The organism is Actinomadura macrotermitis (assembly GCF_009604375.1).
GTDB lineage: Bacteria > Actinomycetota > Actinomycetes > Streptosporangiales > Streptosporangiaceae > Spirillospora > Spirillospora macrotermitis.
The window spans coordinates 1,154,174-1,174,741 of sequence record NZ_WEGH01000002.1 but is presented as its reverse complement, the minus strand read 5'-3'; the positions used below and the strand labels follow the sequence as shown (position 1 = coordinate 1,174,741).

General features: G+C 69.2%; 13 protein-coding genes, 1 tRNA gene and 1 other RNA gene. 8 read left to right on the top strand and 7 right to left on the bottom strand.

Annotation, left to right across the window (positions count from 1 at the left end; genetic code table 11):
• Positions 1-10: 10 nt before the first annotated feature.
• The 6 genes from ACRB68_RS17355 to ffs all read right to left on the bottom strand — a co-directional run bounded on the left by ACRB68_RS17355 (position 11) and on the right by ffs (position 5,666).
• On the bottom strand, positions 11-1,285 hold the full coding sequence (locus tag ACRB68_RS17355) for an aspartate kinase (protein WP_328594330.1): 1,275 nt from the start codon (positions 1,283-1,285) through the stop codon (positions 11-13).
• A gap of 161 nt (positions 1,286-1,446) precedes the next feature.
• Positions 1,447-1,995 (bottom strand): DUF5063 domain-containing protein, encoded by a 549-nt coding sequence (locus tag ACRB68_RS17350; protein ID WP_153533461.1) that lies wholly within the window; start codon positions 1,993-1,995, stop codon positions 1,447-1,449.
• Entirely contained in the window at positions 1,988-2,587 is a 600-nt protein-coding gene (recR, locus tag ACRB68_RS17345) for a recombination mediator RecR (protein ID WP_153533460.1), read from the bottom strand. The genes ACRB68_RS17350 and recR overlap by 8 nt, the downstream gene beginning before the upstream one ends.
• Before the next feature lie 100 nt (positions 2,588-2,687).
• On the bottom strand, positions 2,688-3,038 hold the full coding sequence (locus ACRB68_RS17340) for a YbaB/EbfC family nucleoid-associated protein (RefSeq protein ID WP_153533459.1): 351 nt from the start codon (positions 3,036-3,038) through the stop codon (positions 2,688-2,690).
• A gap of 188 nt (positions 3,039-3,226) precedes the next feature.
• Complete coding sequence (locus tag ACRB68_RS17335) at positions 3,227-5,533, bottom strand: DNA polymerase III subunit gamma and tau (protein ID WP_153533458.1); 2,307 nt, start codon at positions 5,531-5,533, stop codon at positions 3,227-3,229.
• 37 nt (positions 5,534-5,570) lie between these two features.
• An RNA gene (ffs, locus tag ACRB68_RS17330) (signal recognition particle sRNA small type) lies at positions 5,571-5,666 on the bottom strand.
• Positions 5,667-5,725: 59 nt separating this feature from the next.
• Between ffs and ACRB68_RS17325 the strand changes: the two genes are divergently transcribed.
• A complete protein-coding gene (locus tag ACRB68_RS17325) occupies positions 5,726-6,070 on the top strand; it encodes a DUF952 domain-containing protein (RefSeq protein ID WP_153533457.1) in 345 nt (114 codons plus the stop codon).
• Between the two features lie 10 nt (positions 6,071-6,080).
• A tRNA-Ser gene (locus ACRB68_RS17320) sits at positions 6,081-6,165 on the top strand.
• Positions 6,166-6,474: 309 nt separating this feature from the next.
• Here the strand turns inward: ACRB68_RS17320 and ACRB68_RS17315 are convergent.
• Entirely contained in the window at positions 6,475-10,242 is a 3,768-nt protein-coding gene (locus tag ACRB68_RS17315; RefSeq protein ID WP_153533456.1) for a hypothetical protein, read from the bottom strand.
• 186 nt (positions 10,243-10,428) lie between these two features.
• Between ACRB68_RS17315 and ACRB68_RS40205 the strand changes: the two genes are divergently transcribed.
• The 6 genes from ACRB68_RS40205 (at position 10,429) to ACRB68_RS17290 (ending at position 16,504) form a co-directional block, all read left to right on the top strand.
• Positions 10,429-10,605 carry a hypothetical protein gene (locus tag ACRB68_RS40205; protein ID WP_194293348.1) on the top strand — a complete coding sequence of 59 codons (177 nt, stop codon included), beginning with the start codon at positions 10,429-10,431 and terminating at the stop codon, positions 10,603-10,605.
• 761 nt (positions 10,606-11,366) lie between these two features.
• Positions 11,367-12,968 carry a type I-E CRISPR-associated protein Cse1/CasA gene (locus ACRB68_RS17310; RefSeq protein ID WP_235959421.1) on the top strand — a complete coding sequence of 534 codons (1,602 nt, stop codon included), beginning with the start codon at positions 11,367-11,369 and terminating at the stop codon, positions 12,966-12,968.
• Positions 12,965-13,549, top strand: a complete 585-nt coding sequence (gene casB, locus ACRB68_RS17305; RefSeq protein WP_328594328.1) for a type I-E CRISPR-associated protein Cse2/CasB — start codon at positions 12,965-12,967, stop codon at positions 13,547-13,549. The genes ACRB68_RS17310 and casB overlap by 4 nt, the downstream gene beginning before the upstream one ends.
• Positions 13,546-14,886, top strand: coding sequence for a type I-E CRISPR-associated protein Cas7/Cse4/CasC (locus ACRB68_RS17300; RefSeq protein WP_328594327.1), 1,341 nt, complete (start codon positions 13,546-13,548; stop codon positions 14,884-14,886). Before casB ends, ACRB68_RS17300 begins: the two co-directional genes overlap by 4 nt.
• Complete coding sequence (gene cas5e / locus ACRB68_RS17295; RefSeq protein WP_328594326.1) at positions 14,883-15,758, top strand: type I-E CRISPR-associated protein Cas5/CasD; 876 nt, start codon at positions 14,883-14,885, stop codon at positions 15,756-15,758. The genes ACRB68_RS17300 and cas5e overlap by 4 nt, the downstream gene beginning before the upstream one ends.
• On the top strand, positions 15,755-16,504 hold the full coding sequence (locus ACRB68_RS17290; RefSeq protein ID WP_328594325.1) for a type I-E CRISPR-associated protein Cas6/Cse3/CasE: 750 nt from the start codon (positions 15,755-15,757) through the stop codon (positions 16,502-16,504). The genes cas5e and ACRB68_RS17290 overlap by 4 nt, the downstream gene beginning before the upstream one ends.
• The last annotated feature ends 4,064 nt before the right edge of the window (positions 16,505-20,568 follow it).

The window sequence follows — 20,568 nt, the reverse complement described above, 5'->3', positions numbered from 1 at the left end:
TTCACGAACGTCAGCGGCCGGTGCCGCCGTAGACGACGGCCTCGACCTGGTCGGCGTCCAGGTCGAACGCGCGGTGCGCCGCGGCGACCGCGGTGTCGATGTCGTCCTGCGCCACCACCACCGAGATCCGGATCTCCGACGTGGAGATCATCTCGATGTTCACGCCCGCGCCCGCGATCGCGGCGAAGAACGTCGCGGTGACGCCCGGGTGCGACCGCATCCCGGCGCCGATCAGCGAGATCTTGCCGATCCGGTCGTCGTAGCGCAGCGACTCGAACCCGATCCGCTCCTTGACCTTGTTCAGCGCCGACAGCGCCGTCTGCCCGTCGCTGGAGGGCAGCGTGAACGAGATGTCGGTGCGGCCGGTCGACGCCGCCGACACGTTCTGCACGATCATGTCGATGTTGATCTCGGCCTCGGACAGCACCCGGAAGATCGTGGCGGCCTCGCCGACCTTGTCCGGCACCCCCACCACGGTGATCTTGGCCTCGCTCCGGTCGTGCGCCACGCCGGAGATGATCGCCTGCTCCATCTCGTGCCCTTCGATGTCACTGCTGTCGACGACCCACGTGCCCTCCTTCTGACTGAAGGACGAGCGGACATGGATCGGGATGTTGTACCGGCGCGCGTACTCCACGCAGCGCAGATGCAGGATCTTGGCGCCGCTGGCGGCCATCTCCAGCATCTCCTCGTAGGAGATGCGCGGGATCTTGCGGGCCGCCGGCACGATGCGCGGGTCGGCGGTGAACACGCCGTCGACATCGGAGTAGATCTCGCACACGTCGGCGTTCAGCGCCGCCGCCAGCGCCACCGCGGTGGTGTCGGAGCCGCCGCGGCCGAGCGTGGTGATGTCCTTGGTGCCCTGCGAGACGCCCTGGAACCCGGCGACGATGCAGATCGACCCCTCGTCCAGCGCGGCGCGGATCCGGCCCGGCGTCACATCGATGATCTTGGCTTTGCCGTGCGCGCCGTCGGTGATCACCCCGGCCTGCGAGCCGGTGAACGAGCGGGCCTCGTGGCCCAGGTTGGCGATGGCCATGGCGAGCAGCGCCATGGAGATCCGCTCGCCGGCGGTGAGCAGCATGTCCAGCTCGCGCGCCGGGGGCAGCGGGCTGACCTGCTCGGCCTTGTCGATGAGATCATCCGTCGTGTCGCCCATGGCGGAGACCACGACGACGACGTCGTTGCCCGCCTTCTTCGTCGCGACGATGCGCTGGGCGACCCGCTTGACGCACTCGGCGTCGGCGACGGAGGAGCCACCGTACTTCTGCACGATAAGAGCCACGGGTGGGCGCTCCTCGGATCGGGGTCAGGCGTTCCGCGCCGAGTCTACCGAGGCCCCCGGAGTGGATTACGGGCAGGTAAAGACCTAGGTGGGACGGCGCGTCCACCATGCGGGACGCGGCCGTCCCGGACAGGCCCGCGCCCGCCCGGGCGTCCCCGCGCTCAGCCCGCCGCGGCGGGCTCGGTGACGACGTCCAGCCGCGCACCCGCGATGACCGCGTGCAGGGCGCGCAGCGCGGCGCCCGCGTGGTTGCCCCAGTGGTTGAAGTAGGAGTACTGCCACCACCACAGCGCCTCCAGCGGACGGTCCTGCTGGTAGTGCCGCAGCCCGTGCACCAGGTCGCTCGCCACGTCGACCAGGTCGTCGGACAGGCGGTAGGACGTCGGCTCGGTGTCCTTGTAGGGGTCGAAGACCTCCACGTACTCGTCCAGCGCCACCAGCCGCTCGGCCAGACCCTGGCGGACCGCGTCCAGGTCGGGATCGTCGCCGATCTCGGGCTCCCAGTTGTCCGGCAGGATCACGTCGGCGCTGGCGCCCAGCTGCGCCCCCGCCAAGATGACCTGCGAGACCTCCAGCAGCAGCAGCGGCACCGTGTGCGCGGCGGCGTCGCCGCGCGAGACGGCCTCCAGGCCGCTCAGGTAGTTCTCGACGTGGCACGCCACCCGCTCAGCGAGGGTGTTCCAGTCCTGCGGGGTGTTGCTGTCAGACATCGAGCAGCCTCCGTCCTTCGAATGCGCGGCCCAGCGTCACCTCGTCGGCGTACTCGAGGTCGCCGCCCACCGGCAGGCCGCTCGCCAGGCGGGTCACGGTCAGGCCCATGGGTTTCACGAGCCGGGCGAGGTAGGTCGCGGTCGCCTCGCCCTCCAGGTTCGGGTCGGTCGCCAGGATCAGCTCGGTGACCGCCCCGTCCGCCAGCCGCTGCATCAGCTCGCGGATCCGCAGATCCTCCGGCCCGACGCCCTCGATCGGGCTGATCGCGCCGCCGAGCACGTGGTACCGGCCGCGGAACTCGCGCGTCTTCTCGATCGCGACGACGTCCTTGGACTCCTCGACCACGCAGATGACCTGCGGATCGCGGCGGGGGTCCCGGCAGATCCGGCACTCCTCCTCCTCCGCGACGTTCCCGCACGTCTTGCAGAAGCGGACCTTGTCCTTGACCTCCTTCAGCGCCCTGCCGAGCCGCTCCACGTCCGCCGGGTCGGCGGACAGCAGGTGGAAGGCGATCCGCTGCGCGCTCTTGGGGCCGACGCCGGGCAGCCTGCCCAGCTCGTCGATGAGGTTCTGAACGACCCCTTCGTACAACGGTCCCTTCCTTTCGTGTTCGGCGCGGGCGTGCCCGGCCGGAGCGGTCGACGCGGCGGCGCCGGCCGGCCCTGCGGCCGGCCGCGCCGCCGCGCTGCGGTCAGGCGCCCGGGATGCCGGGGATGCCGCCACCGCCGAAGTCCGGCATGCCGCCGCCGAAGCCCTGCGCGAGTGGGCCCATCTTCTCCGCCTGCAGCTCCTGCGCGGCCCGCCCGGCGTCCCGGATCGCCGCCAGCACCAGGTCGGCGATCGTCTCGGCGGTGTCGGCCGGGTCGCCGGCGTCGACCGCCTTCGGGTCGATGACCAGGCCGGTGACCTCGCCCTGCCCGTTGACCGTGGCGGTGACCAGGCCGCCGCCCGCGGTGCCCCGCACCTCGGTCTCGGCCAGCTCCTGCTGCGCGGCGAAGAGCCGCTCCTGCATGGCCTGGGCCTGCTGGAGCAGCTCCTGCATGTTCAAACCACCGGGTTCCACGGCTTACTCCGTTTCGTCGTGCCCCCGTCGGGGGCCCATCTCCTCGGCGACCCGCCGACCACCGGACGTATGTTCTCCCGAGACTACGGGTTCGGGGCGCGATGCGGTACGTGCCCTCATCCGCGCTGCCCCGCCCCTCGGAAACGGCCGGTGGGCGGCGGGCGGGCTCAGGTGTTGTCGATCTCGCGGATGATCTGACCGCCCAGCTCGCGCTGGATGAGCGCCATCCCGCTGGCCTCGGCCTCGGTCCCGTCGGCGTCGGCGTCGCCCAGGGGGTCGACCTCGTCGCTCTCGTCCATCGGGCCCGGTTCGGGCGGCGGCGGGGGCTCGTCGGGCGGCGGCGGCAGGCCGGGGTCGGCCGCCTGCCGAACGGGCGACGGCGCGGCGCCGGTGTAGCCGCCGGGGGGCTCGGGGGGCGTGCCGGGCTGCGGGTTGGGGGCGGGGGGCGTCCGCTCGGGGGCGTTGGAGAAACCGCCCGCTGCGCCGTAACCGCTGCTTTCGGCGGGCCGGGGCTGCGGCGCGAAGCCGCCGCCGCCGGACGAGGCCTGGCCGCCGCCATTTCCGTAGGCGTTGCCGTTCTGGCCGCCGTTGTTGCCGTAGCCGCCGTTGTTGTTGTTCGGCCGTCCGCCACCTGTGGCGGGGGCCGCGCCGCCGAGGACGGTGTCGATGCGCCAGTCGACGCCCATGCGCTCCTTGAGCACCTCGCGGAGGACGACGTCACGGCCGCCGTTGGTGAAGTTCGTCCGCTTGCCCTCGGCGTCGAACGACAGCGTGAGCAGGTTGCGGTCGAGGGAGATCGGATGCACGCCGGACATGATCACCATCCAGGCGACGCGGCTCTTGCGCTTGACCGCCTCGATGATGTCGGGCCAGAGACGCTGCACGGTGGTGATGTCGCCTGCGCCGGCGGCTGCCGCGGGCGCTGCGGACGGGGCCTGCGCGGGGGCGGGCGGCGCTGCGGCGGGGGGTGCCTGCCGGGCGGGGGACGATGCGGGCGCGGGCGATGAGGCCGGGGCGTTCTGGGCAGGGTTGTCGTGGCCGGGGACGTTCTGGCTGGAGGCGTTGTTGCCAGGGGCGTTGTAGCCGGGGTTGTTCGGGGCCGGGGCGGCTGCGGGGCGGTTATCCACAGAACGCCGTTCATCTACCGGGGCCGCACCTGGGTGGTTGACACTGGAAGTGGGGTCGCCCCCCTGGGCGGGCGGGGGCTGCTCGGTGACATGAACGACCGGAGCCGCGGGCTGGGAGTCAGCAGGAGCCTGCCCCCCGGAAGGAGCAGGACCCTGATACCCGGAAGAAGCAGGCTGGAACCCGGCCGGCGGTCCCTGCCGCTCCAGCCGGTCCAGGCGCGCGAGCAGCGCCGCCTCGTCCTGGTAGGCCGCCGGCAGCAGGATCCGCGCCGCGACCAGCTCCAGCAGTAGCCGCGGGGAGGTGGCGCCGCGCATCTCGGTGAGACCGGTGTGCAGCAGGTCCGCGGCGCGGGTCAGCTCACCGGGGCCCATCGAGGCGGCCTGCCGCCGCATCCGCTCCAGCTCGTCCGCCGGGACGTTGAACAGGCCGGAACCGCCGGCCTCGGGGACGTTCGACAGGATCACCAGGTCGCGCAGCCGCTCCAGCAGGTCGGCGGCGAAGCGGCGCGGGTCCTGGCCGCTCTCGATCACCCGGTCGATGGCGGCGAAGACCGCGCCGCCGTCGCGTGCGGCGAACGCGCCGACGACCTCGTCCAGCAGCGTGGAGTCGGTGTAGCCGAGCAGCGAGACGGCGCGGGCGTAGGTGATGCCGTTCTCGTCGGAGCCGGCGAGGAGCTGGTCGAGGATCGACAGGGTGTCGCGGGCCGAGCCGGCGCCGGCGCGGACCGCGAGCGGCAGCGCCGCCTCCTCGTAGGGGACGTTCTCGGACTGCAGGATCTCCTCGACGAGCTGCTGCAGGACGCCGGGCGGGATGAGCCGGAAGGGGTAGTGGTGGGTCCGGGACCGGATCGTCCCGATGACCTTCTCGGGCTCGGTGGTGGCGAAGACGAACTTCAGGTGCGGCGGCGGTTCCTCGACGAGCTTCAGCAGCGCGTTGAAGCCCTCGCGGGTCACCATGTGCGCCTCGTCGATGATGTACACCTTGAAGCGCGCCGACACGGGCGCGAAGAAGGCGCGTTCGCGCAGGTCGCGGGCGTCGTCGACGCCGCCGTGGGAGGCGGCGTCGATCTCGATGACGTCGATGTGGCCGCTGCCGGCGGGGCCGAGCGCGACGCAGGAGTCGCATTCGCCGCACGGGTCGGGGGTGGGGCCCTTTTCGCAGTTGAGGGAGCGGGCCAGGATGCGGGCGCTGGAGGTCTTGCCGCAGCCACGCGGGCCACTGAAGAGGTAGGCGTGGTTGATCCGGCCGTTGCGCAGGGCCTGCTGCAGCGGTTCGGCGACGTGCTCCTGCCCCTTGAGCTCGGCGAACGTCGCTGGCCGGTACTTGCGGTACAGAGCCAGACTCATGGGGCCCGCCCTCCTCGAGAAGCAGAGCGTCAGAGACGAAAAGGACCCCCCGCACACCCGCCAGAGCCTGCTTATCCTTGCTGCCTTCCGGCCCTGGGGAGGTTCACAGGGTGACGCCATGCGAGGGGTCTGCCCCAGAGTCTATGACATCCCCGACCCTTGATTTGCACGTTCGGCCGTAGGCTCCGGCTCATGCCTTCCCCGCATGCCGCAACGCTGCTGCACATCGCCGAACGAAGCCACTGGGAATCGGCCCGCGAGACGGGTGTGTCGTACGCCATGTCGACTCTGGGCCGGACGCTGGAGGAGGAGGGGTTCGTCCACTGTTCACTGGACGAGGAGCAGGTGGACGGCGTGCTGTCCCGCTTCTACGGCGACGTGCCCCGCGAGGACCTGGTCCTGTTGGTCGTGGACGTGGCGAAGCTCGACGCGCCGGTCCGCTACGAGCCCGTGGGGGACGAGGTCTTCCCGCACGTCTACGGCGCGATCCCGCTCGCCGCGGTAATTGAGGTCAGGTCACTGCCCGGAACCCGGTAGGCTAGCCCGCGGAGGATTCGCCTAGTGGCCTAGGGCGCACGCTTGGAAAGCGTGTTGGGTGCAAGCCCTCACGAGTTCGAATCTCGTATCCTCCGCTCGCCTGACCAGGCAAAACTACGGCCGGTGCTCGATCGAGCACCGGCCTTTTGCCGTGCTCCGTCTCAGTTTTCGTCTCAGTTGACCGGCAAGATCCCAGGTCAAAGAGCACTTTTTAACCCAAAGTTGTATAGTCGTCACTTTGTGCATCCATCGTCAGACCCGATGGCCCCTGGGCGAGGAGACCGCCGCCCGCGTCATCGCCGAGAGCGACCTGGCGGCACGACGTCACCAATAAAGCTCTTCCCTCACGTCCCGATAGCGACGCCAAGTTCATTGACGTGCCACGATCGCGTTCAACAGTCCGATCACAGAAGGGGCGGGCCGTTCTCGGAAGTCGGCCCGTGCTTGCGTCGAAGGTCGTCCCTTGCGAGTGCGCCGAGGTGTGTCAAGGCTTCGGGAGCGAGTCTGGGAAGCAGGGGAATGATGTGAAACCACCTGTCGGTTCCCAGAAGTCTCCGCACGAGCGTCTGGGCTGTCGTCTCGCTTGGAGGGGCGCCGCCGCCGGATGCGTGGGCAAGCGCAAGGCATATCCGAACCACCCTGTTCTCGGCTCTGCTGTCCACGGACAGGGTCACTGGGAATCCTGCGAAGTACATGGCAGCTGCGCCAAGCACTGTCGCCTGTGCGTCCAGCGTGGGTGCCGCCTCCACATGGCGATCGAGCGCAACGGTGTCGCCGTCCACAGCGAAGAGCACGGCGAGTTCCCCACGAGGCTCCTGTCCCGGGTGGAGAGAGTGCCGCCATCTGTCGATCATCGCCGTGACGACATGGTTTTCCTCTCCCGAGAGGAGACCGAGGCGTCTCAGCAGGGCCGCGATGGTCATCGAGGGCGCGTGCCATGATGTGGTCGCCCGGACCAGATGAAGTGAGGCGTCCTGAAGTGCTTCCGTAAGCCGAGGATCGGGCCGCCGGATGTCTGGGTAGGCGAGCAGAAGAGCCGCAAGTTCAGGGAAGATTCGCAAGGGGCTTCCTGGGGCGATCCGCTCCGCGAGCTTCCTGACGAGGGGATTGGCGATGTCGGCCGCCTCCTTGGGGTGGTGGCGCACGAGCCCGGCTGCAATGGCTATCAGCGCTTGGAGGTTGTTCCCAGGGTGCCCTGTCATCGTAGGCCGTTCTCCAGCCCAAGCGAGCGCTCTGGCGACCTCGCCCAGAAGAGCGGGATCGGTACTGCCGGTTGCCAGGCGATCCGCTTCATGGGCATAGCGGCGTCCCTCGGTCATATGCCCGCCGAACGAGCATCCAAGAGAGAGCGCCGTGAGATGGCGTGTGCGGTTCGGTGCAACGGACAGGTTCTCGACGAGCGCTTCGGCTATGCCGAACTCGCCCGCTGTGCCTAGGGCCTGCGCCAGGTCCACCGTCCAGTTCCTCGGAATCAAGGGTTGTGCAGGCGAGGCGGGGCAGCATCGCAGGACTTCGTCCAGCGTCTTCCTGCTGCGTAGGAGATCCCCCACGTCCAGGTGACCGTCTGCTTCGCGCAACAGCCTGAGGTGATCGGAGCAGGGGTCGTCGGAAAGTTCCAGTCCCGCGGGCGGCCGGCGCCCGCTCGTGCGCCGGGACGGCGACGCGGACTTAATTCGCACACTCTGCGGCCATGTCCCGTTCCTAAGCGCTATTCGCTCCGAATCCTTCCATCTTCGGTAAGCGTTATCCTTCTCCTTGTCGGCAGCGGCCGAGCTTCTTGCCGCTTGCCCCTTGCGTTCCACGCTGACTTTGGCAAGCACCAACGCCCGTTCCGGGATGGTGTCGCCGAGCAGACCGATCCGCAGATAATCGGGCATTGAATTCAGCAAGTGCTCGACCTCGACAGAAGCGCCGAATGTGGAATCGGAGTTGTGTATTGCCTGCGTGAGCCGTGCCAGTGTTCCGGCCAGTTCTCGGCTCAGATGGGCCTGGTCATCGTCGGATAGCGACTCCGGGGCGGTCAGCGCCGCCGCGATCCGGGCCAGCGCTTTTTGGACCAAAGTGCGGGCCGCTTTGTGTCGTTTGTAGCGGAGCTGGGAAAGGGCCGAAGCGCCGACCGCCAAGAGGTCAACGGCAGCGAGTCCGACTGAGGGATCGAGCTCATTGCAGATGGCCTCAATGTTTTCTCCGGCGGACTGGCTGAGTGAAGGCACGAAATGGCCTAAGGCCCCCCAGAGGTCGACCGCGGCCGCACGGGCGCGTAGACCGCCCCCGCTCAGGGATTCGGCCCGAGCGCACAGTGCCGTATTGATCTCCTGATCACGGATTGCGGTGAGCTCTCCGGCCGCCTCGGTGAGCGCTTCAACTCCGGCCGCCGGATCGCCGACCACGGCACGGAGCAGTGGGCGGGCAGCGCCGGAACGGCCCAGCTCCACGAGCGTGTGGGCCGCGCCAAGCAATCGCGAATGCGGTGCAGGATCCTGGTAGATGCCGGGGTAATCCTGGCTGGCGCGAGCAATCCAGACGGCGGCTTCTCGTGCGACGACGTCGGCCTCGTCCCGTCCCGAATAGGCCATCTCCACCGCCACGTCCGCGAGATGCATGCTCTTCGCGGCAGCAGTCGGTGCAGAGCGCGCGAGACCGCAGGCGCGTTCTACCTCGCCCAATCGGACAAGGAGGGCAGGAGCCCCGAAGGGCACTATGAGCGGTTCCCCGCGCAGGACGGTTCGCGCGGCAGCGAGCCGGACGAGCAACGCCAGGCTTCCGGGAGAGCATTCCTCTGCGAGACCGGCCTCCTCTTCGAAAGCGTCGAGTTGGGCCAGCGCCGCGTCCGGGCCTGATATGGCGGCGAGGCGGCTCAGCCGGGCCGAGTCGAGGACGTAGGCGGCGCGCTCCGTAGGGTCGGTGAGCAGTCGGAGCTGATGCGCCAGCGGAAACGGAGGAGTCCTATCGGGCCAGCCGGCCGCACACCAGTGCCGCGACCAATCAAGCAATTCCCGCGTGTGTCGGGCCAGTCCCTCCTCCCCCAACCGGGCCTTGACCGACTGGACGAGTCCCGTGTCGGCCAGGGCGTAGGTCTGGAGTATCGGATCGTCCAGGATGAACGAACGTCCTGCTTGCCCTTCCAACCGCCGGTCGAACTCGGCGGCCGAAGTTCCGGTCAACTCCGCCAGGTCCTCTGCGCGAAGTCCGCCGCCCGCTGCAGCTAGCAGGCCCATCACGGAACCGCTGAGGTCGGTGCGGAGCGGTGTCCGCCGGGCCGGCGGGGCGCCTTCGCGAGGAAGGAGTTCACGCAGGCCCTTGCCCTTGTGCAGCGGATGCCGGAAAGGGAGGTCGTCGGGAAGGCGCACACGGCGCCTGAGCGAGACGATGATCCGCATACCGCGCGGCGGAGACACGGGAAGGAGCACGGCGATGCTTCCGTGGGCTGTTCCTTCGGCTATGGCCCCCGACCATGCCGCGTCGTCGTCGAGACCGTCGACCACGAGAAGGAGCTTCCGCCCATGTTTCGTGCTCTCCGCGGCAGCCTCCGCGAAGCGAAGCTTCCGTTGCCTGCCCCCCTCGGGAGCTCCAGTCCCGTCCGGCCCAAGGAACGCTTTGATCTGGTCCGCCATCTCCTTCTTGAACATGGCACATGTGTCGGTGCCGTGCTCTGGGGAGACGAAGTAAGACAGGATGTCGGCGCCAGCTGGAGGCCGTCGGACGTAGTCAGCGAGCAACGTGGTCTTGCCAACGGGAGCGTCGGCATACCAGCACAGGTACGCCCCCCCAGGAGAACTCGGGCCACTGACGAACGCGTCCATCACCTTGCGCTCGCGCTCCCGGTCGCTAACCGCAACGACGTTGACACCCGGACCGTGCAGCCGAATGAAACGGTTCTGAGGGTTCTGCGCCAGCCCCCCGGCAGCCTCCTCCTGTGCCGCGCGCAAAGCGGCGTCCCACTTGCTATCCGTATGGATCTCACGGCGCGCCTCCTGCTGCAGGGACCGCAGAAGAGACCAGAAGGTCTCTGTCTTCTCCATGGATGGAGCCGTCTCGCAGAGCCAGCCCTGGAGCGTCGAAGGGCGGACCCCGAGTTCCGCAGCTTGGCTGAGCCGCAGGCCCGACGCCTCCCACAGCTCTTTCAACATCATGCCCAGCCGGGCGCGCGCGGTCCTGTCGGTGGTGATCACTGCCTCCTCTCCCCGCGGCCTACGACCGGTGCGGAACTTCCGGTCGCTCCCGTCAATAATCCATACCCTGACCTGCGCAAATAAAGAAATAGAAGTGCTTGCGACTATGCGTGTCCCCCGCCGTCCCGCGACCGTGGAGCCGTCACCACATGAGCCGAGATCCGACTCCTGGAAGGAAGTTGATCAATGTCCGAGCTCTCGCAGTTGCTCTACTGCACGACGGCCCTGAGCGGCTGCGTCGGCCTGCTGTACACGGGCGCCCTGATCGTCGTAGCCCTCATCTCCGTCCTCGCCCCGACCCCGGAGCGCCGCAAGGACGCCCGCACCACCCTCGGCATCCTCATACGTCGCCGGCCGCGCTGAGCCCAGGACGGCGCAACTCTTCCATGCTGGGTCGCAGTCGCGAGCGCGGCGTTCGACCGGCGTCATCCAAGGCAACCGATGTCGACAGCTCCAAGACGACTGTCGGTGCTTCCGATCGATACTCAAACTCGTGTTTGTGCCTCGCAAGGGAGGTGCCGCGGGGTACAACGAAGCGCGTGCTGCGCCCTGACGGCCGTGCTGGGACGCCCGCCGTGCAGATCGCTCGGCGGACGTTCAAATGCGGAGGTCATATGGGGATGCCAGCACACGGGTGGCGGGAGCGCCATGGATGGGAGCTGGCTCGCATCGTGGGATGGGAGCTGGCGCTTGCCGTGGTCGCCGCGGTGGTTGGCAAGATCATCGACTGCCTCTGGTGACGGCCGCTCTTGGTGCGAGCCATGCACCAAGAGCGGCCTGACCCGGCCACTCGACGGTTCCCGTCCCGCGCGCACGGGGCGGGAACCGTTCCAGGACCTCGCCGGCCTGCCGGTGCGGCCCTGCCGGGACCGCCGATGACTCGGCGACCTCCCAGTGTAAATCCCGCGTTCCCCCTCTTTTGGGGGAGCGTGGGATGTACTTTATGCCGAGAAGACTGCATGTGGATCAAGGAAGTACTTCCCGCGATGTCGGGAATGGTCCGTCGACGGCTCCGAGGGCGCTGTCCGTGCCCTTCCCCGCGTGCGCGGGGACGCGTCAAGTCACAGTCCGGCGAAGCCAGGGCCATGTCTGGTGCCCATAGCCGAAAGAGCGGAGGTCGGGGGTTGACCGAAACCTCCCTGCCTGGAGTTGCCGGACGGCGTCCTAGTTGGGATCCACGTCGCCGGCCTTGCATACCCACGATTGCGCTCGATGGAGCAACCGCGCACCATTCACTGTGCGGGCTTCTCATGAGGGCCGATGATCTTATCGCGGTCGACTGCGTATCGCCGGGTGAGACGGTCGCCGTCATCGAGCACCTACTGGCCATCTGTTTTGCCTCGGGTACCTGTCCGTCCTCGGACGAGGAGTGGTGTGCCTGGATCACTGAGGAGAAGGACCTTGCGCCGGCCGCTGCATGGCTGGACCGCCAGCCGGACGATTCTTGGGACCTCTTTCACAAGAAATCGCCTCTGCTCCAAAATTCCCTCCTTGGGGTGATTTTCGACGAAAAGGGCACGGGCACCGCTCAGTTGGTCCTTGAGAGCGCCGGGGACTACTGCCTGCATTTCAATCACCAGCACCTGGACGCGGACTGCCCGCTCTCAGCAGCCGACGCGTTCCGGGCCACGCTCACGCAACACGTGTACGGCCTCCCAGGCCGGGCCCGAATATCCGGGGACAAGCTCGGCGCCAAGTTGACCAACCTTGCCGCGGGTCGGCTCGCGGGACGGATCCGCGTCATCGCCTTGGGCCGGACCCTCGGCGAGACCCTGCGCCTGAACCTCTATCCGCCCGGCGACCGCTCCAAGGACGAACTCAACACGTCCTGGGAGACCCCGAACATCGAACGCCGGACGTTTGAGAAGCAGACGAAGCCCAGAGTGCCCCGAGGCCCCGCAGACCTCCACAGCGCCCTCGGGAGATCGATTCTGCTGAGCCCGCTTCAAGGACCACGCGGACAGATCTTGGTCGACAAGGTTCTGATCGGCGCCGGCGAACTCCTGGAACTCGATCCCTGCCTTCACCTCCAAGATGCGGTGTTCAGCAAGACCACAAATGGTGTGGAGAAACCGCTGTGGCCGTCCCCCAGCAGGGCGCTCTGGCAGGATGCCCATGCTCTCTACAGCGCTGTTGTGGAGAATCGGACCGGTCTGTACGGGCGGCTCAGCAAGCTGCCCTACGAGCGGCAGGGGCCGGGAGCCCCGTACCACCTGTGGGCAGTGGGGCTGCTGGCCAATCACGCTCTGCCGGTCGCGTGGACGCACGGCTCCTTCCCGTACGCCCCAGGCATGGCAGAACATCTGCACCGGGCCTCCTGGCGGGGATCCAAGATCGCCGAGTACATCGCGTTGAGTCTGAAGCGCGCGGCGATCGTGGCCGCCGAAACCGCCTTTCCCGCTGTGCGGGCTGCGGACGAGGCGGGACAGGTGGCTCGCCTCGACGCCCGGTGGGCCTTCTGGCCCGCCGCAGAGCAGCCCTTCCACGAATTGCTCGACGAGGTGGTCGACAGAGGACTGGAGAGCCGGGATCCAGTGTCCGAACCGCTCCTCATCTACGCAGCCGACCTGCTGACGACGGCCCGTACCCACCTGCAACAGCGCCTGGACGCACTGCCGCCAGGCGATCTCTATCACCTAGCAAGGGCCCGCGCTGAGCGGCGTTTCGAGGACGACATGGCCAACACCCGGGCACCGGCCGAACTGCGAGGGGAGAACCACACGTGACCGACCCCCGTCCGCCCGCCGGAACGGATCCGGAGCGGCCTTGCGTTCCGCACGACAGCGCGGCGCTCACAACTTGGCTCACCACCCTCGTGCGCAACCGCGAATATGGGACCCTCGCCGAACTGCGCCGGGCCAGAGGCGGTACCAATGCGCACATCCGCGCGGGCTGGTACGGCGGGGACGAGCATCGTGACCTGTTCGAACGGATCGCCTTCCTGTTCGCGATCTACCACCAGGGGAGTTCCACCCCCTCGTACGGCACCGGCAGCCTCGGTGCGGCGGCCCGCCGGATCGGAGACGGGACGGGGCGCGGGCCGGACAATCCCGGCGCCCGTCGGCTCCTCGCCCGGATCGCCTCCAGCCGCCGCATTCCCTGGCGCCAGCTCCAGCACGCGATCACCCGGCTACGGTCCTGCGAACAGGCGCCCCCGTCCTGGACCGAGCTTGCCGAGGACCTCATCTCCTGGCACGACCGCAAGGCGCGCGTCGCCTACCGGTGGTCGGTCGAGTTCCACCTCCCGCCGGAGCAAGACAAGGCCGCACGCAACAAACCGACAACGCGGAAGGACACCACCTCGTGACCGAGGCACCTCGGAGCCAGTTCCTGTCCCTGCACCTCATCGAGACTCTGGCGGCGGTTCTTCCTGTGCGGGACGAGAACGCCCAGCCCAAGTCCCTTGTCTTCGGCGGAGCCGAACGCCACATGATCACCAGCCAGGCTCGTCGGCGTGCCGAGCGCGTTCACACCCGCAACCGCGCCAACGCCGGCCGAGGGGCGCTCCGCGGGCGCAGCATGGGAGTGCGCACCCGGGAATGGGCGATCCTGGCCGGTCGTGAACTGGAGTCCGCCCATGGCTGGGAAAAGGAGGACGCGCTCGTCACGACCCGCGCGGTGATGGAGGCGAGCGGCCTGAAGTTCGGCGATCCGAAGAAACGGACGGTGGCGAACCTGACGAAGGTGCTCATCTTTGCGCCGGCCGATGCCGCAACGCGGATCGCGGACCATATCGCCGACCATGCGGCAGAGATCAAGGCGTGGCGGGACGAATACCTTGCGGCCCAGGCTGAGATGGCAGCGCGAAAGCCCCGTCGCGGAGCCGAGAAGAAGGCGGAAGCACCAGAAGTCGCGGAAGGGACGGCCACGGCGAAACCGACTCTGCCGCCGCTGCCCAAGGCCACCCGCGACGCGGTCCTGCTCGCCCTCGCCCCCCGCGACGCCATCGACATCGCCCTCTATGGGCGCTTCCTGGCGGAGATCCCCGACTCCCCGAACGTCGACGGGGCGGTTCAGACCGGGCACGCCTTCACTGTGCACGAATCAGAGCAGATCGAGGACTTCTACGCGGCGGCCGATGACGCGAAGCTGGACCGCAAGCGCAACGCCCTCAGCTTCCTCGACTCCGCCGACGATGCAGGCGCCGGGATGACCGGATACCAGTCCCTGATCTCCGGCACTTTCTACCGGCACGCCGTCCTCGACCGCAGCCAGTTGCGCACCAACCTGCAGGCCGCCGGAATGGACGAGCAGGAAGCCGAGACAGCAGCATCCGAGGCGGAGAAGGAGTTCGTGAACGCCTTTGTGGAGGCGTTCCCGGAGGCGAAGAAGAACTCCACCGCGTCCACAGGTTCGCTCCCTGCGCTCGTTCTCGCATTCGAAGGGGAACGCCCCTATAACTATGCGTCGGCATTCCAAAACCCGGTGGACGAACGTCCGGTGTCTGCGGGAGGGGAAGGGCCGGCCGGCCCCGCGGCGGTTCGGCGGCTGCTGCGCCATCACACGTTCGTCAGTAGGCGCCGCACGGATCTGCGGACCTCGCGGGTGCTCACCTACGCACCCGAGATAGACGCCCTGCTGGGGGAACTGGGACTGCCCGACTCCCTGACGGTGGTGGAACAGATCGAGGACCTCATCCCGTGAGCGACCCGCACGTCCTGCTCATCCGGTTGGCAGGACCCTTGCAGTCCTGGGGTATCACGGGCCGGTTCGCCCGCCGTGACACGCAGAACCGTCCCACGAAGTCCGGCGTGATCGGCCTGTGCGCTGCAGCTCTTGGTCTGGACCGGGAAGAACCCCTTGGAGAACTCGCCAATGTCCTGTTCGGAGTCCGTGCCGACAGACCGGGCACCGCGCTGCGCGACTACCACACGGTCGGCGGAGGAACCTATCCCCTGCGCCCCCGAGACCTCATCACCGATTACCGCCGCGCCGCCAAAGCCGCCCAGGCCCCGGAGCCGCAGGGGCCGGCTTCCACCCTGTTCGGCCGATGGGAGCTGGACGACTGGTACGGCTCACCGAAGTACGTCTCCACAGATCCGGAATCGGGGGCCCTCGTCTCTAAGGAGGTTCGCCGACACGCACTGATTACCGAACGCTGGTATCTCGCCGACGCGGCCTTTCTCGCCGGCCTGGAGCACTCCGACGTGGCGCTCCTGGAACGGATCGCGCATGCTCTGGAACACCCAAAACGCCTCCTCTGGCTCGGGCGCAAGGCGTGCCCGCCCTCGGGAGACCTTGCCCTCGGCGTCATGCCGGGGACCCTCAAAGAGGTATTCCAGACGCATGCTCTGCTCCCCGAAGAGCATCACTACGAAGATCACCCGTCTCCTCCAGTGACCGGCGTACGCCTGCTGGCCTGGATCGAGAGCCCACGCCCGCTTCCCGGAGTCGGACCCTTGTCGGATCAGCCCGTACGGTTCGGTGCGGACGGAGGCGTTCACGGATTGCGCTGGGAGACGCGGCACCGCATCACCATCGCTCCGCACGCCCGTGGATGGGACATCATTCTGTGAATACACCGGCCACCACCCCGCACGCACCGTCAGGCCCAGGCGGCGCGGCCAGGTTCGTCACCACCCAGACTCTGCTGACCCTGGACGCCCGGCACCCCTTTGTCGCCAAGTCCCTCATCGACGCACAAGACATGCACCGGAACGTCATGAGCGGCTTCGTCGGCTGGGTGGACGACGGCAGCAGCGACGCCCGCTCCCAGATGGGCGTTTTGTCGACTTGGGTCGTCGATCTACGACAGGCCCAAGTCAATCTTGTGGTTCAGTCGTCCGTCTCCGCAGATTGGAGCAGGATCCCCCGGGGCGCCTTGGTAGAAGCACCAGAGACCCTCACCATAGATCGCACCTTCCGAGTCGATGATCGTGTCACCTTCCGGACGGTCGTCAATCCGGTCCGCAATGTTCCGCCTGCACCGGGCTCACCGCCGAAAACGCGCGGAATCCGGATTCCTCACACCCACCCTGAACACGTGAAGAGATGGTTCTCGCGCCGTCTGCAACCGATCGGTGAACCCGCGGTCGGCCCTGACGGCATTACCCGCATCGGCGCCGACACCGACACCGAACGGCTCGCGCTCCGCCTCCTTCCACGTGTCTCTAGCTCGACAACTCATAAGGGGCTGCGCATCACCCGCGCGGAGATCAAGGGAACCCTCACGGTCACCGATCCAAAGGCCTTTGTCGCTGCCCTCACCCAGGGAATTGGCCACGCTCGTGCCTACAGTTGCGGACTTATCCTTATTCATTGATTCCTTTTATCTAAAGCAGCATAGTTGCCGGATTCGCAACATGATCGCAAGCCGATCCGCCTTGGACTGAAAGTTATCGGTGACCAAAGAAATCAGTCGCCGTACCGCATTCGCATCATCAGGATCAACCATATGAAAATGGCCGCTATCGACAGATAGCTCCAGTCGGAAACCCGACGGGCGCAATTAAACTGGAAGCCAGGCTGCAGCAAACAGAACAAGCCCCAGCGAGTCGCAAAATCCAACTTAATTAGGATATTTCTTCTCTGCTATAAGCCCGCAGGTCAACGAGCCTCGGCCCCGCCCGCAGGGATCGTTCGACCTGCCAGGACGCCGACACCTTGTTCGCGGCCTCGGCCCCGCGCCCGCGGGGATGGTCCCTCGGCCTGGTCGACCGTCGCGGTGCCCGACCTCTCGGCCCCGCGGGCAGGATGGGGATGGTTCCCGTGAGTTCCATGTGCCTTGCCTTTCCGGACTCTCGGCCCCGCGTCCGCGGGGATGGTTCCGCGGGTAGCAGCGCGACGGGCGCCGGTTTCTGCTCGGCCTCGCGCCCGCGGGGATGGTTCGTTCCGGCTCCTGCAGCGCGCGGTGGACCTGCTCTCGGCCCCGCGCCCGCGGGGATGGTTCCCTCTACCGGATGTCGGCTCAGCTCACCGCGAGCTCGGCCCCGCGCCCGCGGGGATGGTTCCGACCAGGCCTTGACCGGGTCGCCGTAGCGGGCCTCGGCCCCGCGCCCGCGGGATGGTTCCCTCCGCGTGCTCTGCAGCTGGCACCACGCCCGCTCGGCCCCGCGCCCGCTTGGCCCCGCGCCCGCGGGGATGGTTCCGCATCTGGCGGACGGACGGCATGATCGGCGCTGGGCCCCGCGCCCGCGGGGATGGTTCGCCGTTCTGGCCGTCGCTGATCGCGCACAGCCCCTCGGCCCCGCGCCCGCGGGGATGGTTCGTACGGCGGGTACCACTTCGTGGGCGACCCGCGCTCGGCCCCGCGCCCGCGGGGATGGTTCTGCGCCTCAAGGCCGGCCCGCAGACCTCCGACGCTCGGCCCCGCGCCCGCGGGGATGGTTCCGGCGGCACGATCACCACCACCGGGTCGGGCGCCTCGGCCCCGCGCCCGCGGGGATGGTTCTCGCTGGTGGCCCTGCTGGTCGACGTCGCCTCGCTCGGCCCCGCGACCGCGGGGATGGTTCGCGGGTGGCGTAGACGTAGACGTCAGGCGTGTCCTCGGCCCCGCGCCCGTGGGGATGGTTCCGAGTGGACCTCCAAGCCCGAGAACCAGGCGCGCTCGGCCCCGCGCCCGCGGGGATGGTTCGGCATGGCGCTGGGCATCACCGGCTCGGCCGGGCTCGGCCCCGCGCCCGCGGGGATGGTTCGACTGCGAGCGGTACGAGCGGCATCTTGTACGCCTCGGCCCCGCGCCCGCGGGGATGGTTCCGCCATCACCGACGCGCTCGACGCCCGCGCCGCCTCGGCCCCGCGCCCGCGGGGATGGTTCCCTGGACGTCCACGCCGGACGGCCGCGGCTGTCCTTGGCCCCGCGCCCGCGGGGATGGTTCTCAAGTTCGGTTGTTGGTGAGGTCGCGGAGGACCTCGGCCCCGCGCCCGCGGGGATGGTTCATCTGGCGGACGGACGGCATGATCCCGGCGCCGCTCGGCCCCGCGCCCGCGGGAATGCGCCCGCGGGAATGGTTCACGCCCGCGACGGGTGGTGAGCCTCCCTTGACCGCTCGGCCCCGCGCCCGCAGGGATGATTCCGACCAGGCCTTGACCGGGTCGCCGTAGCGGGCCTCGGCCCCGCGCCCGCGGGGATGGTTCGACGCTGGAGAACCTGCCCAACATCCTCACGGTCTCGGCCCCGCGCCCGCAGGGATGGTTCCGTCCCGCTCGCTCGCCTACTCCCCCTTGTGCGCTGAGCCCCGCACCCGCGGGGATGGTTCCGGCCGTCCGCGGAAGCTGAACGTGATCGTCTCCTCGGCCCCGCGCCCGCGGGGATGGTTCGTACGCGCTCATGCGGCGTGCGGTGGACCTGCTCTCGGCCCCGCGCCGGCGGGGATGGTTCGCCAGAAGGCCCCCGCGCCGTTGATGCTTGGCGCTCGGCCCTGCGCCCGCGGGGATGGTTCCCTGCTGAGCGCCGGCCTGTGGGACATGCTCGTCTCGGCCCCGCGCCCGCGGGGATGGTCCTGGGCATGTACGCCCGTTCGGCGCCCTTCTACCCTCGGCCCCGCGCCCGCGGGGATGGTCCCCTGGCCGCCAACGACGTCCGCGCCGCCCTCGACTCGGCCCCGCGCCCGCGCCCGCGGGGATGGTCCTGGCGTTCAGTACCGTTCAGCGCTGTTCAGTGGCTCGGCCCCGCGCCCGCGGGGATGGTCCCGCGCCCAGGTAGGGCGTGCCGCCGATCGACACCTCGGCCCCACGCCCGCGGGGATGGTCCGCCACCAGGGGCGGGCCGCCCTCATCCCCGCGACTCGGCCCCGCGCCCGCGGGGATGGTCCCCGGAACGTCACGTCGTCGCTGAGCAACAGCGCCTCGGCCCCGCGCCCGCGGGGATGGTCCGCGCGCCTTCGGGCCCGACCTGCAGGGCGTCACCTCGGCCCCGCGTCCGCGGGGATGGTCCGAACTTCGAGCGACGGGGCTCCTGCCCCTGCCGCTCGGCCCCGCGCCCGCGGGGATGGTTCCATCTGGACTGGTGCCGCCCCCGCCGCGCAGGTCTCGGCCCCGCGCCCGCGGGGATGGTTCGCACAGTGGGCCGACTGGTGACGCGGGGTTCCCCTCGGCCCCGCGCCCGCGGGGATGGTTCCTCCAGCACCAGGTCACGCTCGTGGTGGACGTGCTCGGCCCCGCGCCCGCGGGGATGGTTCACCGCGCAGGTCCGGGCGGAGCGGGATGTACGCCTCGGCCCCGCGCCCGCGGGGATGGTTCCTACGCCACCCTGGCGCTGCGCAACCGCGGCGGCTCGGCTCCGCGCCCGCGGGGATGGTTCCCGTCCCTCGATGGGGGAGGGGTCGGTCTCGCGCTCGGCCCCGCGCCCGCGGGGATGGTTCGACCTGCAGGTTGGCCGACTTGGCCCCTTCGAACTCGGCCCCGCGCACGCGGGGATGGTTCCCCAAAAGGACATCGAGACCCGTGCCTAGGACGCTCGGCCCCGCGCCCGCGGGGATGGTTCCTGCGTGCCCGAGTCGAGCACGGCGACGTCGTGCTCGGCCCCGCGCCCGCGGGGATGGTTCGTCGGCGGCCGCCGCGCCGCCCACGCTGAAACTCTCGGCCCCGCGCCCGCGGGGATGGTTCCAGTGGTTAATCCGTGGCATCACACGTGCTTACCTCGGCCCCGCGCCCGCGGGGATGGTTCTGCGGCCGGGGCCTGGGGATCGTGGCGAGCCTCCTCGGCCCCGCGCCCGCGGGGATGGTTCGACCCTCGACTTCGGTAGCGCCCCCGCGGCCGGCTCGGCCCCGCGCCCGCGGGGATGGTTCCGGTTTCGTGGTCATCGTTGTCCCTGTCGCAGACTCGGCCCCGCGCCCGCGGGGATGGTTCTCGGCGAGGATCTGCGCGACCTGCGGAATGGGCCTCGGCCCCGCGCCCGCGGGGATGGTTCCTCAACGCGGGTGCCGTGGATGGTGACGGTGTACTCGGCCCCGCGCCGGCGGGGATGGTTCTCAGTCGCTGGGTAAGTATGTGTCGACCACGGCCTCGGCCCCGCGCCCGCGGGGATGGTTCCGCGAACCAGCGGCTGCACTGGGCACCCCGGGCCTCGGCCCCGCGCCCGCGGGGATGGTTTCTCCTGCAGCCCGGCATGCCGCCGGCGCCCGCCCTCAGCCCTGCGCACGCGAGGATGGTTCGAGTGACGGGTCCGGCACCCGCGTCTGGACCGGCTCAGCCCCGCGCCCGCGGGGATGGTCCCAGCGCGGATTCACGGACCGCGATCCCGCCGTACTCGGCCCCGCGTCTGCGGGGATGGTTCGGGCGGGTGGCTTAGCACGACCCGAACGCGGCCTCGGCCCCGCGCCCGCGGGGATGGTTCGCTGCCCGTCGCCTCGGTCACCTCGGTGTCCGACTCGGCCCCGCGCCCG

Bases quoted from the DNA above. Each gene is read 5' to 3' on its own strand.
- ACRB68_RS17350 (WP_153533461.1), bottom strand. From the start codon at position 1,995: ATGTCTGACAGCAACACCCCGCAGGACTGGAACACCCTCGCTGAGCGG.
- ACRB68_RS17340 (WP_153533459.1), bottom strand. From the start codon at position 3,038: ATGCAGGAGCTGCTCCAGCAGGCCCAGGCCATGCAGGAGCGGCTCTTC.
- ACRB68_RS17335 (WP_153533458.1), bottom strand. From the start codon at position 5,533: ATGAGTCTGGCTCTGTACCGCAAGTACCGGCCAGCGACGTTCGCCGAG.
- ACRB68_RS17325 (WP_153533457.1), top strand. From the start codon at position 5,726: ATGCCTTCCCCGCATGCCGCAACGCTGCTGCACATCGCCGAACGAAGC.
- ACRB68_RS40205 (WP_194293348.1), top strand. From the start codon at position 10,429: ATGTCCGAGCTCTCGCAGTTGCTCTACTGCACGACGGCCCTGAGCGGC.